Annotated in this window: 21 protein-coding genes, 1 other RNA gene and 1 pseudogene; 2 read left to right on the forward strand and 21 right to left on the reverse strand. The window is 35.5% G+C overall.

All coding sequences use genetic code 11. From position 1 onward, the window contains the following. Positions 1 to 26 precede the first annotated feature (26 nt). From WMO14_RS02535 to WMO14_RS02605, 15 genes and pseudogenes are all read right to left on the reverse strand, one after another. Positions 27 to 1,769 (reverse strand): ATP-binding protein, encoded by a 1,743-nt coding sequence (locus WMO14_RS02535; RefSeq protein ID WP_349153215.1) that lies wholly within the window; start codon positions 1,767 to 1,769, stop codon positions 27 to 29. Positions 1,770 to 1,795: 26 nt separating this feature from the next. Further along, the gene (locus tag WMO14_RS02540) at positions 1,796 to 2,470 is read right to left on the reverse strand and encodes a response regulator transcription factor (RefSeq protein WP_022502202.1); all 675 of its coding nucleotides are present in this window, start codon (positions 2,468 to 2,470) and stop codon (positions 1,796 to 1,798) included. Between the two features lie 171 nt (positions 2,471 to 2,641). Further along, the gene (locus WMO14_RS02545) at positions 2,642 to 3,220 is read right to left on the reverse strand and encodes a hypothetical protein (RefSeq protein ID WP_022502203.1); all 579 of its coding nucleotides are present in this window, start codon (positions 3,218 to 3,220) and stop codon (positions 2,642 to 2,644) included. A gap of 11 nt (positions 3,221 to 3,231) precedes the next feature. Continuing rightward, entirely contained in the window at positions 3,232 to 3,711 is a 480-nt protein-coding gene (gene ybaK / locus WMO14_RS02550; protein WP_022502204.1) for a Cys-tRNA(Pro) deacylase, read from the reverse strand. Positions 3,712 to 3,862: 151 nt separating this feature from the next. Further along, on the reverse strand, positions 3,863 to 4,453 hold the full coding sequence (locus WMO14_RS02555; protein ID WP_022502205.1) for a cytidylate kinase-like family protein: 591 nt from the start codon (positions 4,451 to 4,453) through the stop codon (positions 3,863 to 3,865). 71 nt (positions 4,454 to 4,524) lie between these two features. Beyond that, positions 4,525 to 5,704, reverse strand: a pseudogene (locus WMO14_RS02560) (MATE family efflux transporter). Positions 5,705 to 5,989: 285 nt separating this feature from the next. Next, positions 5,990 to 6,330: a transfer-messenger RNA gene (ssrA, locus tag WMO14_RS02565) on the reverse strand. 192 nt (positions 6,331 to 6,522) lie between these two features. Further along, positions 6,523 to 6,999, reverse strand: coding sequence for an SsrA-binding protein SmpB (gene smpB / locus WMO14_RS02570; protein WP_022502207.1), 477 nt, complete (start codon positions 6,997 to 6,999; stop codon positions 6,523 to 6,525). A gap of 35 nt (positions 7,000 to 7,034) precedes the next feature. Further along, a complete protein-coding gene (gene rnr, locus WMO14_RS02575) occupies positions 7,035 to 9,170 on the reverse strand; it encodes a ribonuclease R (protein WP_349153216.1) in 2,136 nt (711 codons plus the stop codon). A 118-nt stretch (positions 9,171 to 9,288) separates the two neighbouring features. Next, positions 9,289 to 9,546, reverse strand: coding sequence for a preprotein translocase subunit SecG (gene secG, locus WMO14_RS02580; protein ID WP_022502209.1), 258 nt, complete (start codon positions 9,544 to 9,546; stop codon positions 9,289 to 9,291). Positions 9,547 to 9,665: 119 nt separating this feature from the next. Then, positions 9,666 to 11,207, reverse strand: a complete 1,542-nt coding sequence (gene gpmI / locus WMO14_RS02585) for a 2,3-bisphosphoglycerate-independent phosphoglycerate mutase (RefSeq protein WP_022502210.1) — start codon at positions 11,205 to 11,207, stop codon at positions 9,666 to 9,668. A gap of 171 nt (positions 11,208 to 11,378) precedes the next feature. Next, entirely contained in the window at positions 11,379 to 12,128 is a 750-nt protein-coding gene (gene tpiA, locus WMO14_RS02590; protein ID WP_349153217.1) for a triose-phosphate isomerase, read from the reverse strand. A 316-nt stretch (positions 12,129 to 12,444) separates the two neighbouring features. Next, complete coding sequence (locus WMO14_RS02595) at positions 12,445 to 13,638, reverse strand: phosphoglycerate kinase (RefSeq protein ID WP_055307142.1); 1,194 nt, start codon at positions 13,636 to 13,638, stop codon at positions 12,445 to 12,447. A gap of 192 nt (positions 13,639 to 13,830) precedes the next feature. Continuing rightward, positions 13,831 to 14,862, reverse strand: coding sequence for a type I glyceraldehyde-3-phosphate dehydrogenase (gene gap, locus WMO14_RS02600; protein ID WP_055174276.1), 1,032 nt, complete (start codon positions 14,860 to 14,862; stop codon positions 13,831 to 13,833). 196 nt (positions 14,863 to 15,058) lie between these two features. Further along, positions 15,059 to 16,756: a Na/Pi cotransporter family protein gene (locus WMO14_RS02605; RefSeq protein WP_055174275.1), complete on the reverse strand. Its 1,698-nt coding sequence runs from the start codon at positions 16,754 to 16,756 to the stop codon at positions 15,059 to 15,061. 307 nt (positions 16,757 to 17,063) lie between these two features. Here WMO14_RS02605 and WMO14_RS02610 point away from each other — a divergent pair, with 307 nt between their 5' ends. After that, positions 17,064 to 17,885 carry a histidinol-phosphatase HisJ family protein gene (locus WMO14_RS02610; protein ID WP_349153218.1) on the forward strand — a complete coding sequence of 274 codons (822 nt, stop codon included), beginning with the start codon at positions 17,064 to 17,066 and terminating at the stop codon, positions 17,883 to 17,885. Positions 17,886 to 18,120: 235 nt separating this feature from the next. On the opposite strand, the gene WMO14_RS02615 is transcribed toward WMO14_RS02610, so the two are convergent. Beyond that, a complete protein-coding gene (locus WMO14_RS02615) occupies positions 18,121 to 19,254 on the reverse strand; it encodes a cysteine desulfurase family protein (RefSeq protein WP_349153219.1) in 1,134 nt (377 codons plus the stop codon). Between the two features lie 132 nt (positions 19,255 to 19,386). On the opposite strand from WMO14_RS02615, the gene WMO14_RS02620 reads away from it, so the two are divergent. Then, positions 19,387 to 20,943: an oligosaccharide flippase family protein gene (locus WMO14_RS02620; protein WP_349153220.1), complete on the forward strand. Its 1,557-nt coding sequence runs from the start codon at positions 19,387 to 19,389 to the stop codon at positions 20,941 to 20,943. Here the strand turns inward: WMO14_RS02620 and WMO14_RS02625 are convergent. The 5 genes from WMO14_RS02625 to ligA all read right to left on the reverse strand — a co-directional run bounded on the left by WMO14_RS02625 (position 20,919) and on the right by ligA (position 25,216). Then, the gene (locus tag WMO14_RS02625) at positions 20,919 to 21,158 is read right to left on the reverse strand and encodes a hypothetical protein (protein WP_242858672.1); all 240 of its coding nucleotides are present in this window, start codon (positions 21,156 to 21,158) and stop codon (positions 20,919 to 20,921) included. The two genes, WMO14_RS02620 and WMO14_RS02625, sit on opposite strands and share 25 nt — an antisense overlap. A gap of 105 nt (positions 21,159 to 21,263) precedes the next feature. Next, positions 21,264 to 21,560 carry a Txe/YoeB family addiction module toxin gene (locus WMO14_RS02630; RefSeq protein ID WP_022502221.1) on the reverse strand — a complete coding sequence of 99 codons (297 nt, stop codon included), beginning with the start codon at positions 21,558 to 21,560 and terminating at the stop codon, positions 21,264 to 21,266. Positions 21,561 to 21,564: 4 nt separating this feature from the next. Beyond that, a complete protein-coding gene (locus WMO14_RS02635) occupies positions 21,565 to 21,813 on the reverse strand; it encodes a type II toxin-antitoxin system Phd/YefM family antitoxin (RefSeq protein WP_055174270.1) in 249 nt (82 codons plus the stop codon). A 438-nt stretch (positions 21,814 to 22,251) separates the two neighbouring features. Beyond that, positions 22,252 to 23,184, reverse strand: coding sequence for a homoserine O-acetyltransferase MetA (metA, locus tag WMO14_RS02640; protein ID WP_055307148.1), 933 nt, complete (start codon positions 23,182 to 23,184; stop codon positions 22,252 to 22,254). A gap of 64 nt (positions 23,185 to 23,248) precedes the next feature. Next, on the reverse strand, positions 23,249 to 25,216 hold the full coding sequence (gene ligA, locus WMO14_RS02645; protein WP_055307149.1) for an NAD-dependent DNA ligase LigA: 1,968 nt from the start codon (positions 25,214 to 25,216) through the stop codon (positions 23,249 to 23,251). Between the last annotated feature and the right edge of the window lie 83 nt (positions 25,217 to 25,299).

The following is a 25,299-nucleotide window of genomic DNA, read 5'->3' on the forward strand; positions in this document are numbered from 1 at the left end:
AATTCAATTCAACTATATGAATTCTATCATAATTTGCAATCAAGGTCAAACCAGAACTCAACTCCATCAGAAACATTTCTCACACCGCATTGCTTACCCATAGATTCAACAATCACCTTAACAATTGAAAGCCCTATTCCGTTACCGCCATACTCTCTTGTTCTGGCTTTATCTACCTTATAGAACTTCTCCCATATATGTTCAATATCCTCCTCGGGTATATTCTTTCCAGAATTGTATACAGTAACCCTTACATTATCTTTATCAATCTGTTCAACATTCACTTTAATGATGTTCTCATTACAGCAGTGATTAATTGCATTAGAGATATAATTAGTTATCACCTCTTCAACCTTATATTCATCTGCCCATACATAAAGAGGTTCTTCACTCATAAATGTCTGTATTGTTAGTTCCTTCTGTGAAGCCCTTAATTCATTAGCGGCGGCTACTGACTTTACAAGCTCATTAATATCGAATCTTTCCATAACAAGCTCATCTTCACCAAATTCAATCTGGTTAAGCGTAAGAAGTCTCTTCACCATATTATTCATCTTGTTGGCTTCATCTATAATAACATCACAGTAGAAATCCATACTCTCCGGATCATCTGTAATGCCTTCCTTAAGCCCCTCTGCATAGCCCTGAATAAGTGCTATAGGTGTTTTTAATTCGTGTGATACATTTGATAAGAAATCTGTTCTCATCTGCTCAAGCTTTTCCTTCTTATCAATATCTCTTTGGAGTTCAAGGTTGGCAGCCTTAAGCTGTGAAATATTCTCCTCAAGCTTATGGGACATATTATTCATACTATCTCCCAAAAGTCCTATCTCACCTTTATCATCGCCCTCATAATGTGCCTCAAAATCAAGGTTAGACATTCTCTCTGCTATATCAGAAAGCTGCTTTATAGGACGTGAGATATATGAGGATAACACAAATGCCGCAACAACACCTATAAGAAGTGTTCCTATACCAACATAAGTTATAAGCGTATTAGAAATGTGCACGTTATCTTTGACACTCTGTATAGGAGTCCTTATAAGAATAAAATCACCATTATCCAATGTTCCCCATAATTCGATATAGTCATCTAACAGACGACTGTCATATACTTCCTGAACTGTATATTTATCATTCTCAAGTATAATCTCCCTGACCTCGTTAGCTCCGTTGCCTGACATATCGATAATCTTTTCCGGAGGTGTCTTCTTATCACCATTGTTATCAGAATTACCACCAAATAATGCTGACTTATCACTATCTGACAAATCACCAAAATCATTTTTCATATTATTATCATCTGTGCCACTTCCGCTGTTCTGGCCATTCCTGCTATCAGAAGAAGTACCATTATTATCAGTGCTTCCGTCTGTGTTAGATGAATCACTATTACTCTTAGATGGTATATTCTGGAAAATATCATTATTAAATATACTCTTTTTCAATCTTTCCAGAAGCATCTCATCTCCGTGAGTGCTTACATAAAAAGTCGTCCAGTCACTATTTACTATAATCATAGATATGCCCTTAGAGGTCGATATCTGTTCAAGATTATTCCGTAAATCTGTTTCTGAAATACTATCATCTGAATATTGTATACACGCATCATTTACTGAACTATATGCGTTCAACATCTCCTGCTGTTTATCTTCCATATAGAACTTTTCTGAAAATATTATATTAAATACAAGAAGAAGAACTATAAGAACACATATCATTCCACCAATCAGCAGCGTTATTTTAAATTTAATCGAATGTTTATTCATCTTGGTATTCCTCAGCTAATACTAAGTTAAATTTCAAACTTGTATCCCATTCCCCATATAGTCTTAATATAATCACCCTTATCTCCCAGCTTCTTTCTAAGCTTCTTAACGTGGGTATCTATTGTTCTAGCATCTCCAAAATAGTCATAATTCCATACGTTATTAAGTATCTTCTCCCTTGATAATGCAAGACCTTTATTATCAACAAAATATGTAAGCAGTTCAAATTCCTTAAAGCTTAAATCAATCTCCTGTCCGTCAATCTTAACAATATGTGCGGCTTTATCAATAATAATTCCACCTACATCTGTCACCTCACTGCTATCAATGCTGTAACTTCTTCTAATAAGTGCATCAACTCTTGCTGTAAGAATCTTAGGACTGAAAGGCTTTGCTATATATTCATCTGCACCACATTCAAATCCATTTAATTCGCTTGATTCATCGCTCTTAGCTGTAAGCATAATAATAGGCACTTTAGAATTCTTTCTAATCTCCCTGCATACATCCCAGCCATTCATCTTAGGCATCATAACGTCAAGAATAACAAGTGATATATCCTTATCCGCATAAAATCTGTCAAGTGCTTCCTCTCCGTCACCAGCTTCAATAACTATATATCCTTTTCTTGTAAGGAAATCACTTACAAGCTTACGCATCCTGCTTTCATCATCAACCATTAATACTTTAATATTATCCATTGTATACTCCAATCCGTGTTAATAATTACTTTAAATATGTCTATATAACTTCTATAATATTATATAAGGCAAAAGCTAAAGCACATTTTGCCACTCTTTATTGTATATTAAATAATAATTATGTTAAAAATGTGTCCTTAATGTTAAGAAAATGTGTTTACTGCTTTTTAATTACCTCTTTTTATTGTTAAGTTCCTGCTCCCTTGCCTTTAAAGACTCCTCTTCCGACTGCAATTCCTGCTGCCACTGGGCATACCTGTTCTGGATTGTGACCTCATAATTTAATATATTAGGGTTAGAACTTGTCTTTAATATTACAAACATCGCAATAATTACTATAACAAGAATAATATTTAATACCATAGCCCTTATGAAATTATTCCTGTATTTTGCTACCTGAATAGACAGATTTCTTAGTTCACTCTTAAATTCTATCTGTTCCTTTCGTTTGTCGAGTGCTTCCTGTGTATCCGCATTTATCGGGATAGGCTGGATTTTGTCATTAGGTATCTCACTGCTCTTGTATAAAAATGTCTGTAACTGCTTAAGGTAATTCATTCCTATCTGTGTCGAGAATAATTTACGTTCTATTATTTTATTATAAAGATTATATACCTGCTTAGGATCTTTCGTATTAGTCTTTGCCGACACATATTTAATAGCATTAAGTTCATCTTTGGCCAACTGGGCATCTTCTTTAGTATTAAACTCATACCCGCCAACCATATGCTTCTTGACTTCCTTGTCCATATGCAGACCTCCTATTCAACAGTAATATCATCTTCTTCTATCTTTATCACTTTCTTTAATTCGCTGTAATCGGTTTCTATCTGAAATCCTATCTTTCCAGCACTGAAAAATATTGTATCTTCAATATCAAGCACACTCTTATCTATAACAGTTCTAAAGAACTTCTTCATACCAACCGGTGAACAGCCACCGTGAATATAACCTGTAAGCGGAAGCAGTTCCTTTGACTTTATCATCTCAATATTCTTCTCACCTACACATTTGGCAGCTTTCTTAAGGTCGAGTTCTTCTGCTACAGGAACCATAAACACGTAATGATTGCCGCTCTTGCCTATTGTAACAAGTGTCTTAAATGCTCTCTTAGGGTCTTGTCCAAGTGCCGCCGCAACTTCCACACCGCTTACTGCACCTGACTCCTTATATTCGTGTACTTTATATTTAATCTTCTTCTGGTCAAGACTTCTCATAACATTAGTCTTATCTGCGGACATAATATATTCCTCCAATTCTATAATAATTGCCTTTAGTCAAAGTATTTAAACTCCTCGCAGGAATTGTAAATTGCTTTGCATTAATAATAAAATAATCAGCACACAAATGCAATCAATTCAACTATTAAATCTTATCACTACATATAAAAATCTACTGCTGTGCACATTCCATTATAATCTTCTCACACATATCATACCCTAGCTGTGAACTATTTAATGTCAATGTGTAATTTCGTGCCATTCCCCACTTCTGGTCTGTATAATAACGATAGTTAGTCATACGTCTTTTATCAATATCTGCTGTCATCGCTACAGCCTCAGTTTCTGTGACATTATATAATCTGCATATTCTCTTTACTTTTTCAGGCATATCTGCGTGTATAAAAATATTAATAACATCCGTCCTGTCTTTTAATATATAATCAGCATTTCTTCCTATAATTACACAGCTATCATTTTCTGCTATTTCAAGAATTACTTTTCTCTGAGCCTCATACACCATATCTTCTACTGATTTTCCTGTTGTATCACGTCCTGTAAGTGCATATGCAAACAACCCTTTTTTAGGTGATAGTTCTGCATTCTGACTGATATACTCTTTTGAAAATCCCAACTTTTCTGCTATCTGGCTGATTATATCTTTATCATAATATTTCATTCCCAGCTTCTTAGCGACTTCTTCTCCGATAAATCGTCCACCGCTTCCAAACTCCCTGCTGATTGTAATAATTTTATTTGCCATATGTAAGCCTCCTCATTCAATTAAAATTTTTCTTATTTCAGATTTGTCACAGACTAATCCATTTTATGAATTTATTCACTTAACTTCTCTACTTTATTTTTTCTGATTTTCTTTAAAAATACATATCCAGCCAGACAAGCGATAATCTCTGTTATTGGAAATGCCCACCAGATAAGCGATACACCAGCCTGTCCATTTCTTACAAAAGCAGAAAATATTCCCGCCAATGGCAATATTATAATAAGCTGTCTAAGAAGCGATATAACCAGTGACTCTATTCCACCATTTAATGCCTGATAAATTCCCTGATACGCAACATTTATTCCTGCAAATATAAAACTTATTGAAATAATTCTCATTGCTCCTATGAAATATTCTCTTGACTGCCCTGCATTAAATAAAGCTGCAAATGCACCTGGAAAAATCTCTGTAATCGCTGCCCCTGCAATCATAAGTACAATTGTATATATAAGACCATATTTTATTCCGTCTTCTATTCTCTTTCTACTTCCCATTCCATAAGCAAATGCTATTATTGGTGTAATTGCATCTCTTAAACCAAAAGCTAAGAACAATACAAACTGCTGAACTTTATAAAACAGTCCATATGCCGTCTGTGCAGAAGGATTGAACTTCAAAATCAAATTCATAACATAAACCATAATAGACATAAGTGCCTGTGCTATAATCGCTGGAAGTCCGATTGCATAAATTTCTTTTATAATTCCGGCATCTGGTTTCATATATTTAACACTATGCTCAAATTCCTTATTTAATTTTATATGGAAAATAAATAATAATCCTGCTGATACAACCTGACCAATAACTGTTGCATATGCAGCACCTTTTACTCCCATCTGTGGAACAGGTCCTATACCATATATCATAATTGGGTCCAGAACAATATTTACAACTGCCCCAACTACCTGTCCTATTGTGGAATAAAGTGAACGTCCTGTTTCCTGCAATCTTGGCAGCTTTCTTATTATTACCTTGTCCAAGCGTTCTTGCAAGAAGTGCATTTGTTCCTACACCTGTTCCAATTCCTATTGCTACCATAAGCATCTGAACAGGAAATACCAATGTCAGTGCATTAAGTGCCGCTTCACTTCCAACTTTCATATTTCCAACGAATGCACTGTCTACAATATTGTAAACCGCCTGTAATGCCATTGATAAAATCATTGGTATACCCATCTGTACCATAAGCCTATTTACTGGCATTTCTCTCATTCTGTTACTTTCTGCCATCAAAATCCTCCTTTTTCTGCATAAAAAAAGTGTGTATTTATCCCGTAAGCTGGACTTACGCTGATAAGCTACACACTTTTTAATGACAATTATATAATTATTAAAATGCGTATAATTACGCACAAAAAAAAGAGCAGCAAAACTGGATTTACGCTAGTCTGCTACTCGTTTGTTAGATATTATATTTCTTATTTTTTAAAAAGTCAAATAAAAATTGCTCTGGTTTTTATAAGAAATTTTTATAATGATATATTCTTTTGTTAATATAAAAATCGAAAAGTTGCTAAGTGGACCTGAGGGGAGTCGAACCCCTGTCCAAAAGCCCATCCGCTGTTCTTCTACTATCATAGTCAGTTATTTGACATTCCCTTATGCATACGGGAACTAACACCCTTATGCACTTAGTAGCTTCATAATACGTCCATAACCGCAAAGCTTAAGCTATGTCGTTTCTCACATATTCGAAGCCTGGATCCTAAAGTGTGAGTGCTCTAGGTCAGACTGCTGCAACTTAGGCAGCGTATGCTAAATTATCTTCAGCGTTTATATTTAAGTTCGCCATTTAACGCATTGCATACGGATAGCTTCACCAGTTTCAAAACCCCTGTCGAAACCTTTACAAGCCCATATATTAAATTATAGTCTTTAACGACCATATAATATATAACATTATATACCACTTAAAGTCAATATATTCTTATAAATAAAAAATTAATTTTTTTATAAATTATGATAAGATGAGCACAAAAGTGCTCACCTTAAAAGTTTTGCCTTTACCAGCCGAACACCCTCATCATTGCAATCTAACCATTCAAAACCTACCCCAGATTTCTAATCTTAAAGTCTTTAGCTGCCTCCCGCTGCTGGTCTTTCTTCGCTATTGAATCTCTCTTATCGTAATTCTTCTTACCTTTTGCAAGACCTATCTGCATTTTAACCTTGCCATATTTCAGATAAACCTGCAATGGCACAAGTGTATAGCCCTTGGTAGAAAGCTGTCCTGCAAGCTTATTAATCTCACTTTTATGAAGAAGCAGCTTCTTAGGTCTTAATGGGTCTTTATTGAAAATATTACCTTTTTCATAAGGTGTGATATTCATATTAATGGCAAATACTTCCCCATTAATTATCTGTATATATGACTCTTTGATAGAACATTTTCCCTGTCTTATTGACTTAACCTCAGTTCCGCAAAGTTCAAGCCCTGCTTCAAGCTTATCTTCTATAAAGTAATCAAAATACGCTTTCTTGTTGTTGGCAATTAATCTGTTGCCGCTTGCGCTGTCTTTGCCCATACATATCCTCCATTATCTAATTACTTAATTGCTTACTATTCTTCATAATCCTGTGCAAACATAAAATCTATCGTTCTTGATATTTCATTAGTATCAACAACAACAACCCTGACTTTCTGTCCAAGCTTATATGTCTGATGAGTTGTTTCATTAAACATCTCGTAATGATTTTCATCAAATACATAGTAACCACGCATATTATTGACAGAAACCATTCCTTCTATTGTATTAGGAAGTTCAACATATATGCCCCAATTCGTTACTCCTGATATTACACCATCAAAATACTCTCCGATATGTGCACTCATATACTGAACCATTTTCAGCTTATCAGTATCTCTTTCTGCCTCATCTGCACGGCGTTCAGTTGCACTCGCCTGTTCTGCAACATCTGGAAGGATTTTATCATAATGAAGCTTTCGCTTCTCACTCATTCCTCCATGAAGACATTCTTTAATTATTCTATGAATTTGCAAATCCGGATATCTTCTTATTGGCGAAGTAAAATGGCAGTAATATTTTGCCGCAAGTCCGAAATGTCCAATACATTCCGCTGTATACTTAGCCTTCTTCATAGACCTTAATGTAAGTCTGCTTATAAGATTTTCCTCGTCACTTCCCGCTATTTTTTCAAGAAGCTTCTGTAATTCTTTAGGATGAATTTCATCAGTTATATGCATTGAATATCCAAAATTATTAATAAATGTAGATAATTTTAATATCTTTTCCGGGTCAGGATTTTCGTGTGTTCTATAAATAAATGGTACTTCCTGCCAGAAATAATCTTCTGCTACTGTCTCATTAGCAGCAAGCATAAAATCTTCTATAAGCTTAGTTGCTACATTTCTGTCATATGGCTTAATATCTACAGGCCGTCCATCTTTATCAAGAATAATCTTAGATTCAGGAAAGTCAAAATCTATTGAACCCCTCTTAAATCTTTTCTTTCTTAATATATCTGCACATTCCTGCATAAGCTTAAACATATCTACAAGCTCTCTGTACTTTGCACATTCTTCTTTATCATTATCTTCAAGTATCTTTTTAACAGATGTATAAGTCATTCTTCTATTTACATTGATAACTGACTCGCATATCTTATGGCCTATTATGTTACCTTTCATATCTATATCCATAAGACAGCTTAATGCCAGTCTGTCACAGCCTTCATTCAGCGAACATATTCCATTGGAAAGCTGGTGCGGTATCATAGGAATAACCCTGTCAACCAGATACACGCTTGTTCCTCTCTTAAGAGCTTCCTTATCAAGTGGACTGCCCTCTTTAACATAATGACTTACATCAGCAATATGCACGCCAAGATGATATATATCATTTTCTTTAGTTAATGATACTGCATCATCTAAATCCTTAGAGTCCTCACCGTCTATTGTCACCATAACAACATCTCGCAGATCCGTCCTGCCTGCTATATCATTGCCATCAACCTCATCTGGTATGCCCTTTAATTCCTTCTTAACACTATCTGGAAATTCTTCTGGCAGGTCATAGGCTTTTACTATTGATAAAATGTCTGTTCCCGGATCATCCATATGTCCGATTACTTCAATTATCTTACCCTCAGGATTCTTTCTTGCACTGCCGTAGCTGCTTATCTTAACTACTACTTTACTGCCTGTAACCGCTCCTATTTCGTGTTCCTTAGATACGAATATATCACAGCCAATCTTCTGGTTATCAGGCACAACAAATCCAAAATTCTTATTCTTCTGATATGTTCCAACCAAAGTCTTAACTTCGTGGTCTAATATCTCTATTATCTTACCTTCACGTCTTCTATCACCATTCTTCTGTGCTGTAATTACAACTTTAACTTTGTCGTGATAAAAAGCATCCTTAGTATCACTTGCTTTGACAAATATATCATCATCCTGCCCATCTACAACAACAAAACCAAATCCCCTGCTTGTACTCTCAAATGTTCCTACAAGTGCAACATTATCAGGCTTCATATATTTCCCCTTCTTGCTTACACCTATAGTTCCGTCTGCAACTAAAGAATCAAGAACCTCCTGAAGTTCGTGTCTTAATTCTTTAGGAATACCAAGAAGAATTGCTATCTCCTTTGTCTTCATAGGAACATATAATTCATTATTGAGTATCAAATCAGCAAGGTTTTTCCTTCTTTCCTTGAAAACACTACTTTTCATAGTTTCCTCCATTCCATTACTATAATTCAACATCAATCTGCAATATAATATATATTTAATATTTATTACACAAAAACGCCCTTAAGATACTATATCTTAAGAGCGTTAATGTTATCAATTAGAAATTAATATTTAAAATAATAGCTATTACAACGAATAATACAGCAAGAACTTTAGTAATAGTTACAAGCTTACCTTCCATTGAACGACCTTTATTCTTACCCCAGTAAGTATCAGCAGCACCACTAATAGCACCTGATAAACCATTCTGTTTACTTTCCTGCATAAGAACTACTATTGTTAAAAATATACATACTAATATAAATATACCCATTAAGACTATTCTTAATGTATCAGCCCATGACATACCAAACATATATCAAACCTCCTATTGCAATAATCACAATGAATTGATTATAACAAATAAATATTAAATGTGCAACTAATATCTATAACTAATTGTCCATCTGTGCACTATATAATCCTATCTATGAATTATTTCTTAATAAGAAGTGATTCTCCTGTCATCTCTGCCGGCTTCTCCATTCCCATAATCTCAATAAGAGTTGGAGCTATATCACAAAGTCTTCCACCTTCTCTAAGTGTATATGCTTCATCATAATTGACAAGAATAAATGGAACTGGATTAGTTGTATGTGCTGTATGTGGTGCACCTGTTTCATAATCTATCATCTTCTCTGCGTTACCATGGTCAGCACATATGAATAATACTCCGTCAACATCCTTAACAGCCTGTACAGCCTTGCCAACAAGCTCATCTACCTTTTCTACAGCCTTAACTGCTGCCGGAATAACACCTGTGTGACCAACCATATCAGGGTTCGCGAAGTTGATTACGATAACATCATACTTATCTGACTTAATTGCCTCAACTAAATCCATACCAACCTCTGGAGCACTCATCTCTGGCTTAAGGTCATATGTTGGGACATCCTTAGGTGAGTTAACAAGAAGTCTGAACTCATCTACATTAGGATCTTCAACACCACCATTAAAGAAAAATGTTACATGTGCATACTTCTCTGTCTCAGCAAGACGAAGCTGCTTCTTGCCATTATTAGCAAGGAATTCGCCAAATGTATTCTTGATTTCTTCTTTCTTGAATGCAACTAACTTGTTAGGGATTGATTCATCATAATCCTTGAAGCATACAAATGTAGTTGGAATATATTCTCTTTCAAAACCTGTAAACTTATCATCACAGAAAGCTCTTGTCATCTCTCTTGCTCTATCTGGACGGAAGTTAAAGAATATTACTGAATCGTCAGGCTTAACAACTGAAAGTGGCTTGCCATTCTCTGTTATTACTGTAGGAACAACGAATTCATCTGTAACATCTGCCGCATAAGACTCTTCAAGTGCCTTAACTGCATTATCTGCTGACTTTCCTTCACCTGTTGTAAGTGAAAGATATGCTTCCTTTACTCTGTCCCAGTTATTATCTCTATCCATAGCATAGTATCTTCCCGCTAAAGAAGCTACTTTACCAACACCAATCTCTGCCATCTTGTCTTCAAGCCTGGCTACAAAATCTTTAGCTGAAGCTGGAGGTGTATCACGTCCATCAAGGAAAGCGTGTACATATACATTAGAAACTCCATTCTTCTTAGCCATCTCAAGTAAACCATATATATGTGAAATGTGGCTATGAACACCACCATCTGATAAAAGTCCGAAAAGATGTAAATCGGAATTATTCTTCTTGCAATTCTCCATAGCAGCAAGAAGTTCTTCATTCTTATAGAACTCTCCGTCTTCTATAGCCTTTGTTATTCTTGTAAGATCCTGATATATAATCCTGCCAGCACCAATATTCATATGTCCAACTTCTGAATTACCCATCTGACCATCTGGAAGACCTACATAAAGTCCAGATGCGTTACCCTTAACAAATGGATATTCTTTCATTAACTTATCCATAACAGGAGTATTAGCCATAGCTATTGCATTACCCTCTGTTCTATCACTTAAACCATAACCATCAAGTACCATTAATACAACTGGTTTCTTACTCATATTATTTTCCTCTTTTCTAAGATAGCAATATCTTTAATATTCTCTCTAATTATTCCTGTTGTATGATAGCATACTTATTACTAATTTGCAATTTAGAATAATTATAATTATATTAAAAAGCAATAAGCCATACCTGGAATTACTTCCGTATATGGCTTACTATGTATCTTATTATATATTGTAATTAACAATTTCACAAAAATCCGGCTTAAGACTTGCACCGCCTACAAGACCGCCATCTATATCAGGCTGCCTGAATAATTCTGCAGCATTACCAGCATTAACAGAACCTCCATAAAGAATTCTTATTGAAGAAGCTACTTCTTCTCCATATAACTTCCTTATATCTAATCTTATAGCCTCACATACTTCCTGAGCCTGAGCTGATGTAGCAACCCTGCCTGTTCCAATAGCCCATATAGGTTCATATGCAATAACACACTTCATAGCATCTTTAGCTGACACCTGTAAAAATGCTGCGTCAATCTGCTTATTAATGAAATCCAATGTTATGCCTTCTTCTCTCTGCTGGATAGTCTCACCACAGCATATAATAGGTGTCAATCCATATTCAATTGCTTTTCTTACTTTGCGGTTGATGCACTCATCATCTTCACCAAAATATTGTCTTCTTTCTGAATGTCCAACTATAACATAATCAACACCAGCCTCTTTTAACATTCCTGGTGAAATCTCACCCGTATATGCACCTTTTTCTTCATAGTGCATATTCTCGGCACCAACCTTAATATCTGTTCCTTTGACTGCGTCTACAACTGGTATAATGTCTATTGATGGAACACAAAACACTACATCAACATCACGATTAGAGAACTTATCACGAAGCTCACATACAAGCGATACTGCTTCCTTTGGTGTCATATTCATTTTCCAGTTTCCCGCAACTATCTTCTTCCTCATACTACAATCACGCCTCCATACAATATAACTGATCAGCTTATTTATCATTATTACCAGCTCAGTTATTTTAATAAAAAAATTATATCATACAAATTTATAAAAAGCCACTAATAATGCAAATATTTAAAATAAATACAATGTATGTACCTAAGTATTTTATATATACAACATATTGTATTAAGACAAGCTTAGTTTTATGATTATTTTCAAACAAAAGGAGCCGTATATATCAATATACAGCTCCTTTTGTGTATTGCCCGACTGAATTAACTGTCAATTAACCAATCAAAGCTATATGTTTATGTCAGTAAACACTCTATTTGTCATTAGCTGCTACTACACCTGGGAGTTCCTTACCTTCAAGGAATTCAAGTGAAGCACCGCCACCTGTTGAAATATGTGTCATCTTATCACCGAAACCAAGGTTATTAACTGCGGCTGCTGAATCACCACCACCGATAATTGTAGTAGCATCTGTAAGCTGAGCTAATTCTTCTGCAACAGCAATAGTTCCCTTTGCAAAGTTAGGGAATTCAAATACACCCATAGGTCCATTCCATACTACTGTCTTGGCATCTTTAAGAGCATCCTTGTAAAGCTCACAAGTCTTAGGTCCGATATCCATACCCATATCATCATCTTCCTGGCATCCAGCTTCAACTACATGGAAAGGAGTATCGTTCTTGAATTCCTTTGTTACTACTGTATCAACAGGAATAAGCATCTTAACACCCTTAGCTTCAGCCTTAGCCATCATTTCCTTAGCATAGTCAAGATAATCTTCTTCAACTAATGACTGTCCAACGTGACCACCATGAGCCTTCTGGAATGTGTATGACATACCGCCACCGATAATAAGTGTATCAACCTTATCAAGAAGGTTGTTAATAACAGAAATCTTTGAAGACACCTTTGAACCACCAAGAATAGCTACGAAAGGCCTTACTGGATTATTAACAGCATTTCCAAGGAAATCTATTTCTTTCTGCATAAGGTAACCAACTACTGCTGTATCAACATACTTTGTTACACCTACGTTAGAGCAGTGTGCTCTGTGTGCTGTACCGAAAGCATCATTAACAAATACATCAGCGATTGAAGCTAAATCCTTAGAGAATTCATCACCATTCTTTGTCTCTTCTGCTCTGAAACGTGTGTTCTCAAGAAGAATAACATCTCCATTATTCATAGCTTCAACAGCAGCTCTTGCATTGTCACCAACTACTGTATCATCAGCAGCGAACTTAACTTCCTGTCCAAGAAGCTCTGAAAGTCTTTTAGCAACTGGTGCTAATGAAAATGCCTTATCAGCTCCCTTTGGCTTACCAAGATGTGAGCAAAGAATAACCTTTCCTCCATCAGCTATTAACTTCTTTATTGTTGGAAGTGCAGCAACAAGACGTGTTTCATCTGTAATCTTATCACCATCTAATGGTACATTAAAATCACATCTGCATAAAACTCTTTTGCCATTAACGTTGATATCATCAACTGACTTCTTATTAAGCATATCTATATCCTCCAAATTATCATTACTAGCTTATTGACAGTGACCTGTAAACAACCCAGGTATGCCTGTTCTGTCCCGCCATACAGCAGGACAGTCTTAACATACTTATCAAAATACCGGAGAATGAATTCTCATCTCCGGTATTATTACAAGTTAAATAAATTAACCCTTAATGGTCAATGTATATTATAATTACTTGCTTAATTCAGCGAAGTACTTAATTGTTCTAACCATCTGGCTTGTGTATGAGTTCTCGTTATCATACCAAGAAACTACCTGAACCTGGCATCCACCGTTTGGAAGTTCGTTAACCATTGTCTGTGTAGCATCGAATAATGAACCAAATCTCATTCCAACGATATCGCTGGATACGATAAGTTCTTCATTGTAACCAAAGCTTTCTGTAGCAGCAGCCTTCATAGCAGCATTAACTTCATCAACAGTAACCTTCTTAGCTACAACAGCGTTAAGGATTGTTGTAGAACCTGTAGGTGTAGGAACTCTCTGAGCAGCTCCAATAAGCTTTCCATTAAGTTCTGGGATAACAAGACCGATAGCCTTAGCAGCACCTGTTGAGTTAGGAACGATGTTGCAAGCACCAGCTCTTGATCTTCTTAAATCACCCTTTCTCTGAGGTCCATCAAGTATCATCTGGTCACCTGTGTAAGCGTGAATTGTGCACATAATACCTGATTCGATTGTTGCACAGTCATTAAGAGCCTTAGCCATAGGAGCTAAGCAGTTAGTTGTACAAGATGCAGCTGAGATAATCTGATCATCTGCTGTAAGTGTTTCGTGGTTAACATTGTAAACGATTGTCTTTAAATCGTTACCAGCTGGAGCTGAGATAACAACCTTCTTAGCACCTGCATTGATATGAGCCTGAGCCTTAGCCTTTGATGTATAGAAACCTGAGCACTCAAGAACTACGTCAACATCAAGATCTCCCCATGGGCAGTTGTTAGCATCTGGCTCTTTGTAGATCTTAATTGTCTTACCCTTTACTGTAATTGTACCAGCTTCATCATCAGCTGTTACCTGATCTTCCTCACCGAAATCAACATATCTTCCCTGTGATGAATCATACTTTAAAAGATGAGCTAACATCTTAGGGCTTGTTAAATCGTTGATAGCAACTACTTCGTATCCTTCTGCACCGAACATCTGTCTGAATGCAAGTCTACCGATACGTCCAAAACCATTAATCGCAACTTTTACTGACATAAAAATAAATCCTCCTAATATAAAGATTGTTAATAAAAAATCAACTACATTGTATTCTACATAAAACAATTTAAAATATCAAGTGTTAATTCCTATTTTTTACAAATTATTGTATATTTCGCCATTCAAATTAAACTTTTTACCATATTCCATTAATCTTATTATATCTAGTCTGTTCTGAAACTCACTAATCAGCTTATTTTTTCTCTTTTATCTCTGCTAACACACAGTCCGCAAGATTATTAGCGTGATCTGACATTCTCTCAAGATTAGACAAAATATCAAGGAATACAACACCATTAGATGGCTTACATAATCCAGAAGATAATCTCTCGATATGTTTATTTCTTAATTCTTCTTCTAAATCATCAACCTCGTCTTCTATACGGCATACATTATCTGCTGCAACCCTGCTGAACTTTTCCCTGGCTTTAATTGCCTCTGAGAAACAGACAATAACCTTTTCAGATAACTTCTTGAGTTCTTCCATTCCATGCTGGGAGAATATTATTTCATTATCTATCTTGTATTTGGCAAGATCAGACATATTCTCTGCATGGTCTGACACTCTCTCAATATCAATAATCGCATGGAATAAATCATTAATAAGTAAATGTTGTTCTTCCGTTATGGAAAGATTATTAACCTTTATGAGATATTCTGTAAGATACTTTTCATAGAGGTCAACCTTGTGTTCCGTCTCTATAACTTTATCTATCATATCCTGATCATTGTTCATAACAGCACTTACCGAATATTTTATATTATCCAGTGACAGATTGCCCATTATGATAACTTCGCTGAGTGCCCTGTCAACCGCTACTGATGGCTGTTCTAATATTCTGCTGTCAAAATGTCTTGATAACTCTGCCGCATAACTGTCGCTTGCCTCTAATGAAGCATTTTCTTCATCTTCAGTCTTCTCTCTTATAATTATGCCTGAAAGTTTAACAAGCAGACTTCCAAATGGCATCATTATAGTTGTACATATTATGTTAAAGAACGTATGGAATATAGATATTTCCACACTTGTTATATTATGCACAGCTAACGCAGGTTTAAACATAAATAATATAAAAGCACCTGTTCCAAATATAACTGCTCCCGCAACATTAAATAAAAGATGCATACAAGCTGCTCTCTTTGCATTCCTTGTTGTACCAGCACTTGATATAATTGCAGTTACACACGAACCTATATTCTGCCCCAACGTAATAAATACTGCCGCATTGGTAGTAACCACTCCATTAATTGCGAGTGTCTGTAATATACCTACTGATGCAGAAGAGCTTTGTAGAATTGCTGTTACTACAATACCAATTGCAATGCCCAATAATGGATTACTTCCTACTACTTCAAACGCTTTTGAAAAAATAGGTGCATCTGTATATGGAGATATCGACTCTGACATAAAATCAAGTCCTAAGAATAAAAGTCCGATACCTACAACTATCTCTCCTGCCATTTTCTTTTTAGGCTTCTTACTAAACAATACAAGAATTGCACCGATTCCTACAAGCAGAGGTGCATAAAATGATGGCTTTAACACTTTGACAGCATCTCCGAGCTGTCCTAAAGATACAATCCATGCTGTTATGGTTGTACCAATGTTAGCACCCATTATAACTCCTACAGCCTGTACAAGTGTCATAAGACCAGCATTAACAAATCCAACAACCATAACTGTTGTCGCGCCACTACTCTGAATTATGGCTGTTATAAATGCTCCAACAAGAACAGCTAATAATCTGTTCCTTGTAAGATAGCCTATGAGCTGTTTCATCTTGCTTCCCGCTGACTTTTGCATACCATCTGCCATTATGTTCATTCCATATAAGAACATACCGATGCCGCCTGCAAACATAAACAAATTGCCAACTAACTCAATATTCACTTTTTTCTCCTGTCCTGCACATACTAATTATCTGTTAATAAAGATTTATCTATACTTAATAAAAGTAAAGAAATTGTGCATTTTGTGTAAAGAATGTAAAAATACGTTTACATAATAACAATCAATTCAAATATTTTCAAGGGCTTTAGTACCATTTTCAAACTAATAATGCTATAATCAACAATATAATAATTATAAATATGATGTGAGTATCAGAATAATCTTTACTGCTCACTTATACATCGTGATTGTTTAGCAGCCCACATAATAACAATCTAATTTTACTTATGAAATGGAGAAGACATATATGAGAACTTATCCTGAACTTTCAGACTGGCATCTTCACTCGCATTTTTCGTCTGATTCAACCGAAACTCCTGAGAATATAATCAAAAATGCCATCAATATGCAGTTAAAAAGCATATGTTTTACAGAACACAACGACTACGATTACCCTTTAGAGGACGGAAATGTTGTATTTGCCCTTGATTATGACAAATATACAGACGAACTGCTTGAATTAAAAGAGCATTATAAAAATGATATTTTTATTGGAATTGGTGTCGAACAGGGACTTCTTTCTTCTGCTAAAGATAAAATCAACAACTACGACCCTACTGGCAGACTTGATTTTATAATTGGTTCATCACATCTTGTATATGGCAACGACCCTTATTATCCTGAATTCTGGGATAATGTGTCCGTAAAAGATGCAATAAGCAGATATTATGAAGCAATAACCGACTGCATTAAAACTTGCGATAACTTTGATGTATACGGACATCTTGATTATATTGTAAGATATGCTCCTGATCAGGATAATGATTATAACTGGAGAGATTATTATGATTATTTCGATACAATCCTAAGACTTCTTATTGACAATGGCAAAGGCATTGAAATCAATACCGCAGGACTTAAATACGGACTTAAAAATCCTAATCCCTGCCTTGATATAGTAAAAATGTACCACTCACTTGGCGGCGAGATTATAACAACAGGTTCTGATGCCCATAAAGCCTGCCATATTGCATATTCCTATGAAATAATCACTGATATGCTTAAAAATACAGGATTTAACTATTATACCATATTCAAGGAAAGAAAGCCTGAATTCGTATCTATATAAGCACATAAGGGTTATCATCACCAGCTTTTCTGTAGACTGATTGCTCCATATATGTTTATTAATATCTGAAAAGACCAAGTATCTGCCACTGCATCTGCAGCATTAATTTACAGCATATATCAGCCCCTCAGTATGGATTTTGCTTTCATACTTGTGGGCTGATATTATATTAATCTTTTGATATATTTTTCGCTTTTTGTAAAGTGCATTATTTTTTATAGTTTCAAGATTTATTTTAATCATTTTTAATTTTCCGTAATGCTGCAACATTTTTCTTAATACAATCAATGCAGTAATCAGCCTGATTTTGATTTAATGTATGATTAAATGTGAGTCTTATTGAAGCAAGGCTTTCTTCATCAGTCTTTCCTATAGCCTTTAATACGTGCGAAGGTCCGCCGTGATTGCCGTGACACGCCGAACCAGAGGATACGCATATGCCCTGTTTATCCAAAAGAAGCACAAGTTCACCTGCACTTATACCTTTAAAACAGATATTAATATTTCCTGATACCCTGCCTGTCATATTGCCATTAATGCTTGTATACGGGATTTCATTAACTATCCGCTCTGCCATATATCTTTGTATATTCCACTCTTTTTCCATTCTGTAATGCAGTGTATTAACAGCAATATCCGCAGCTGTTGCAAGTCCGATTATTCCAGCAACATTTTCTGTACCGGAACGCATATTTTTCTCCTGTCCGCCTCCATATATTAACGGCTCAAGCTCCCTGTCTGTATACAAAAATCCAACACCTTTAGGTCCGCATATTTTATGTGCACTCACGCTGAGCATAGATACTCCAAGCTTATGAACATCAATATCAATATGTCCAAATGCCGCAACCGCATCTGTATGAACAGGAATACCGTATTCTGATGCCACCGCACTAACCTGCATTAATGGCTGTATTGTTCCTATCTCATTATTAACAAGCATAACCGATATAAGCAAAGTATCATCTTTTATCTTTCTTCTTAAATCCTCAATATCAATTATGCCATCCGATGTGCATCTTAAATATTCTATATTATACCCACGTTTCTCTAAATCCCTGCATTTATTTAATATTGCAGGGTGTTCAATTCCACTTACTATAATAGTTCCACTGTGCTTTCCTGCAACCGCTGCCTCTAATGCCCAGTTATCGCTCTCAGTTCCGCCAGATGTAAAATATATATTATCAGCCTCTGTGCCTATCAGTCCGGCTATATTTGCCCTCGCTTCTTCAACTGCCCTTTTATTATTTCTTCCACATTCATATATTGACGATGGATTTCCATAATCATTTATCATATACTGCCACATAGCCTTACACACCGGCAAACTCATAGGCGTTGTCGCCGCATTATCAAGATATAACATATGCCTCCTCCCAGCTTTTCCCTCTTTCCATACAGTCAATATTTAAGTTCACAATCCACTGTATTACTTATTAATATTATATTCAAAAGCTGCATACTATGTTAATAAAGACAACGGAGCCTTTTCTTAATTATGAGCAGCAAATCAGGCAGACAACTACTATATACTCCTGTAATCAAAGGAACTATCATCCTTACAATCGCTGGACTTCTATGCCGCATCCTTGGATTTTATTACCGCATTTTTCTTAATTCACACATTGGCTCATACGGAATGGGAATGCTGCAATTAGTTCTTCCCTTATGTGGAATTGCATTTTCTGTATGTATGTGTGGCTTTAATTCTGCAATTTCCAAATACACAGCACAGACACACGGAAATATCAATGTACTCCTTGGTGGTCTTTTAATGAGTTTTCCGTTATCCTGTATATTTTCTGCGGTATGTGCCACATTTTCATATGAAATAGCCGATAAACTTATGTTTAACGCCGATTGTGCTCCACTTATCCAGATAATCGCAATTGGTATTCCCTTATCCACAATACACAGCTGTATATGCGGTTATTATTACGGCTGTAAAAAGACATTTATTCCCGCAATATCACAGATAATCGAGCAATTAATACGAATATTCAGTGTGATAATCTATTATCACCTGATTTCTGGAAATCTGGAAACTTTAACTGTAACTGATGCTTTATATGGTAATATCGCAGGTGAAGTCTGTGCAGATATATTCTGCATTGGATGTGTCTATGTAAACAACAAACAAAATAATAAGAATAATAAGAATAATAAAATTATTAGAAATAACAATAGCTGTTCAGCATGCAAAACCTCTTACATCAGAGTTATTGCACTATATGCTCTCCCGCTCAACTTAAACAGCCTCCTTTTGCACCTGTTTGAAAGTGCTGAGGCAATATTAATCCCAGCCCAGCTTATTATATATGGCTTGTCAAAAGAAAATGCTGTCAGCACTTATGGAATTATATCTGGAATGACACTTCCACTGCTCCTCTTTCCGTCTGCCATAACCAACTCAATGTCTGTTATGCTTCTTCCTAAAGTGTCAGAAGACAACTCTGTACAACGTAGTTCCAGTGTAATCACAACTCTTCACCAGTCCGTGAATATATGTATGCACCTTGGTATAATGAGCTGTGTGCTATTTATATTATACATTGGCAGACTTGGAGCAACACTGTTTCACGAACCCAGTGTATACAATTATACCATTATGCTTGCCTGTATATGTCCATTTCTATATGTCAAAACAAGCCTTGCAAGCATATTAAACGGTCTTAATATGACTGCAAGAACCTGTGCATACAGCATAACTGGTCTTGCTATAAGAATAGCCTCATTAATACTGCTCGTTCCCGGAATTGGCATATCCGGATATATCTACGGACTTATAATCAGCAATATATTAGTGTGTGCCCTGCATTATATCAAGCTTTACAAAATGTATCATTTTAAGCCAGATATCATAAATAATATAATTACTCCATTAAGCTTAAGTATTATTGCAGTTACATCATCTAATATAACACTTAGATTAATAACAAGCCTGTTATCTTGTGTAACCGCACTCACCCTTAACAGTATATTTTCTTTGTGTGCAAATATACTATTATCCTGCTTAATCTATATAATAATCTATTCCAAGGTTGACTTTACCTGATTAATTGATGGTGCATTTTCCCAGCGGTCAATGTTAGTATCATACATATCTTGTATCCACTGAATTGCACTGCTCCTGCCTTCTTCTGAATATTCAAATTCCTTAGCTGTAATATCTTCTTCCTTCATCGCCGTTGAGGCATACGGACCCTGCCAGATTAGTACATTAAGTACATAATCTGGCTTTTCGCCTGTACGCTCAATCTTATATCTCATACCATTATGCCCACCGGTGTATATGCCACCATATTTGAAGAAATTAAAGGGCATTATTTCTTTTTCGTTTATCATATTGGGTCACCTTAATTCTGTTGATTATTTTTATCTTACTTTATCATAATGTGTCCACATTCTGATAATCTTTATCGTTCCATTATACTCAATTTCACCAGCTATAATCGGCTCATTATACACTTGATATACCAATCTATGCTGAATATTTATTCTTCTTGAATATACACCTTGTAAATTACCAAGTAATTCCTCATATGGAGGTGGATTTTGGAATGGATTCTCTTTAATAACCTCTATTAGCTTTTTTGCTTTTTCATCAAGATGTACACTTTTCAAATTCTTAATGTCTTTTACTGCCTGTTTAGTGTAAACTATTCGGTACATATTTTTACCACTCTACATCTTCTTCGGGCACGCAATCCTCTATTGCCGTATCCATTCCTTCTTTTATGGACTCAACCATACCTGGAATGGAATTAAGATAAATCGTCTCCTGAATTGCATTCCAATCACTTTCCGATATCAGAACCGCATTACCTTTCTTACTTACAATTAAAGTTGGTTCACTATAGAGATTAACGTCCTCCACCAAATTATAGAGTTCCTTTCTTGCATTTGTTATATTAATTGCTGACATAATAAAATCTCCTTACCTTTTTCCTTTAATCAAATATACTGTTCTATTTTGTACTAAATGTAATTATTTTTTATTACTATTCTCTCATTAAATCTCTCTTACACTCTATTATGTTTTTCTCTCTTACACTCTATATGTTTCTATCTTATCTCTTATAAATTATATTATATTTTGCATCTGTTCTTCTTTAATTATATGCTAAATATTATCTTGAATGTAGAAATTTTTATGTCAAAATTATTATAACGTACGTTTTTGCGTACGTCAAGTATCTATACCATCAGATATAGACCAGCCATTATAATTGCGTAAAAAATAAGCACCTTAAGATTTTACTCTGTTGGTGCTTATAATAAAAACATAATTATTTTATTTCTCCAAATAGCAATATTGCAAGAATAACATCACCTACTTTCCAAACAACAACAAATCCCCACCCTAATTCCCATACGTCTGAACCTTCTCATTAAGGTCATAAGGGGTCGTCTGATATACATAATAATTCAGCCAGTTAGTATAAAGATTATTAGCGTGGCTTCTCCAAGATAACACTGGCTTTCTGTTGCAATCATCATCTGGATAATAGTTCACTGGAAGTTGTGGCTCAAGCCCCTTGTCTAAATCTCTCTTATATTCCTGATCAAGTGTCATCCTGTCATATTCAGGGTGACCCATAACAAATATATGCTTGCCGTCCTGTCCTATTGCAATATATATGCCCGCTTCATCTGAATCAGCAAATACCTTGAGCTGTTTGTTGTTTAATATATCTTTCCTGCACGCTTCTGTATATCTTGAATGTGGTGCCATAAAGAAATCATCAAATCCCCTTACAAGAGGCTCTTTTCTGTTAAGAACGTGGTGCTTGTATACACCTGATAATTTCTCATCAAGAAGGACTTTCTTAATTCCATAATGGTAGTAAAGTCCCGCCTGTGCACCCCAGCATATGTGGAGTGTTGATGTAACGTGCTCTTTTGACCACTCCATTATTGTTGTAAGCTCATCCCAGTAGTTCACTTCTTCAAATGCAAGCTTTTCAACTGGTGCTCCTGTTATTATAAGTCCATCGAAATTTCTGTCTTTTACATTAGAAAATGTTTCATAAAATTTCTTTATATGTGATGATGATGTATTCTTTGACACGTGTGATTCTGTCTGTATAAATGTCACATCAATCTGTAATGGAGTATTAGATAATGCTCTTAATAACTGCAATTCTGTGTCCTGCTTTATTGGCATAAGATTAAGAATTGCTATCTGCAATTCTCTGAAATCCTGTGAAAGTGCCCTGCTTTCGTCCATCACGAATATATTTTCTTCCTCTAACTCGTGCTTAGCTGGAAGATCATTCTGTATTTTAATTGGCATATTTACCTCGATTCCTGTGTAAATCACATTTTAATATAGTCAAACTTACTGTTAATGATGTATTCTACAACAATTCATCTTTTCCTGCAAGCTTGATGAATTCTTCCTCCGTAATCACTGGAACACCAAGCTGGGCAGCTTTCTTGTTCTTAGTTGACTGCGATGTACTATCATTATTAATAAGATACGATGTGTTACCTGTGACAGAACCTGTCACCTTGCCTCCCATACTCTCTATAAGTGCCTTAAGTTCATTACGGTTAGCAAAATGATTAACATTTCCTGTTATAACAAATGTCTTGCCAGCAAGTTCCTCGGTTGTCTGTACATTTTCAGCCTCTTTAATATTAACCTCACTTAATATGTCAAGATACTCATCTTTCTTATCTTCATTTTTAAAATATTCAACAAATGCCTCTGCTATAACTTCACCTATTCCATCTATATCAGTAAGTTCATCTGCTGTTGCTTTAAGAACCGCCTCAGGGTCATTATTAAGCTTATTAACTATTAATCTTGCTGTGGAAAGTCCCACATTATCTATTCCAAGGCCATATATAACCCTGACTAAATCTGTATCTTTCGCCTTTTCAAGTGCTTCAATAAGATTATTATAAGACTTCTCGCCAAAGCCCTCCATTGATGTTATCTCATCTTTATATCTTGATATTCTGAAAATGTCCCCTCTCCTCTTAAGGAAACCTTTCTGAATGAACTTTTCTAAAGTTGCCTCTGATAAACCGTCTATATTAAGTGCATCTCTTGATGCCAGAAGTGCAAAGCTTTTTATGTGCTTAGCCTGACACTGTTCATTATCACAATACAATGATTTTACATCATTAACATCGCTTATCCTTGTCTTTCCACCACATACCGGACAGACTTCTGGTATCCTTACTGTTCCGCTCTGTGTAATATTTTCTGCAATCTGCGGAATAATCATATTGGCCTTAAATACTTTAATTGTGTCACCTATTCCAAGCTTAAGGCTTTCCATTATGCTTATATTATGCACGCTTGCCCTTGAAACTTTAGTTCCTTCCAGTTCAACCGGTTCAAATATTGCCACAGGATTGATAAGTCCCGTTCTTGAAGCACTCCATTCTATCTCTTTTAATGTAGTTTCTGCGGTTTCATCTGTCCATTTGAATGCCATAGCATTTCTTGGAAACTTCGCTGTTCTTCCAAGCGATTCACCATAAGCAATATCATCATATATAATAACAAGTCCATCTGACGGAAAATCGTTATTAACAATTGTATGCTCAAACCAGTCAATTGCATCTAGTATATTATCTTTATCAACTTCCTTATATTCAACAACATCAAATCCCTGGCTTTTAAGCCATTCAAACTGGCATTTTCTTGAATTATTAAAATCTACTCCATCTGCTGATACAAGCGTAAATGCAAAGAAATTGACATTACGCTCTTTTGTTATCTTATTATTGAGCTGTCTTACTGAGCCACTGCAAAGATTTCTTGGATTTTTGTACTTGGCATCTGTTTCAGGAATTTCCTCATTAATTCTGTTAAAATCAGAATAAGTTATAATTGCTTCTCCTCTTAACACAAGTCTTCCCTTATAACTTATAGTTACAGGTATATTCTTAAACATTCTTGCATTGTTAGTAATAATTTCACCAATCTGTCCATTGCCTCTTGTTACCGCCTTTACCAGTTCTCCATTCTCATATGTAAGAACTATAGTAAGTCCATCAAGCTTCCACGATAACAATCCTTTCTGGTCTTTTAACCAGCTCCTTAAGCTTTCCCTGTCTTTGGTCTTATCAAGACTTAACATTGGTGAGTCGTGTCGTTCCTTTGGAAGCTCACTTAATACTTCATATCCAACATTTACTGTAGGACTGTCCGAAAGCACACAGCCAGTTTCCTCTTCAAGCTTTTTAAGTTCATCATATAAAGCATCATATTCATAATTAGACATTATTTCCTGTCCCTCTGAATAATAGCTTTTTCCTGCCTTATTAAGAAGTGCAACAAGCTCCTTAATTCTATCTAACTTCTCCATATCTTAATATTCCTCCAGATTAACAATTAAATATTCATACCTATAAACCTATTTCAAAGCTTCTCTTATCCAGCTATAGCAAA

The organism is Lachnospira rogosae (ex Hitch et al. 2025) (genome assembly GCF_040096455.1).
Taxonomy (GTDB): domain Bacteria; phylum Bacillota; class Clostridia; order Lachnospirales; family Lachnospiraceae; genus Lachnospira; species Lachnospira rogosae.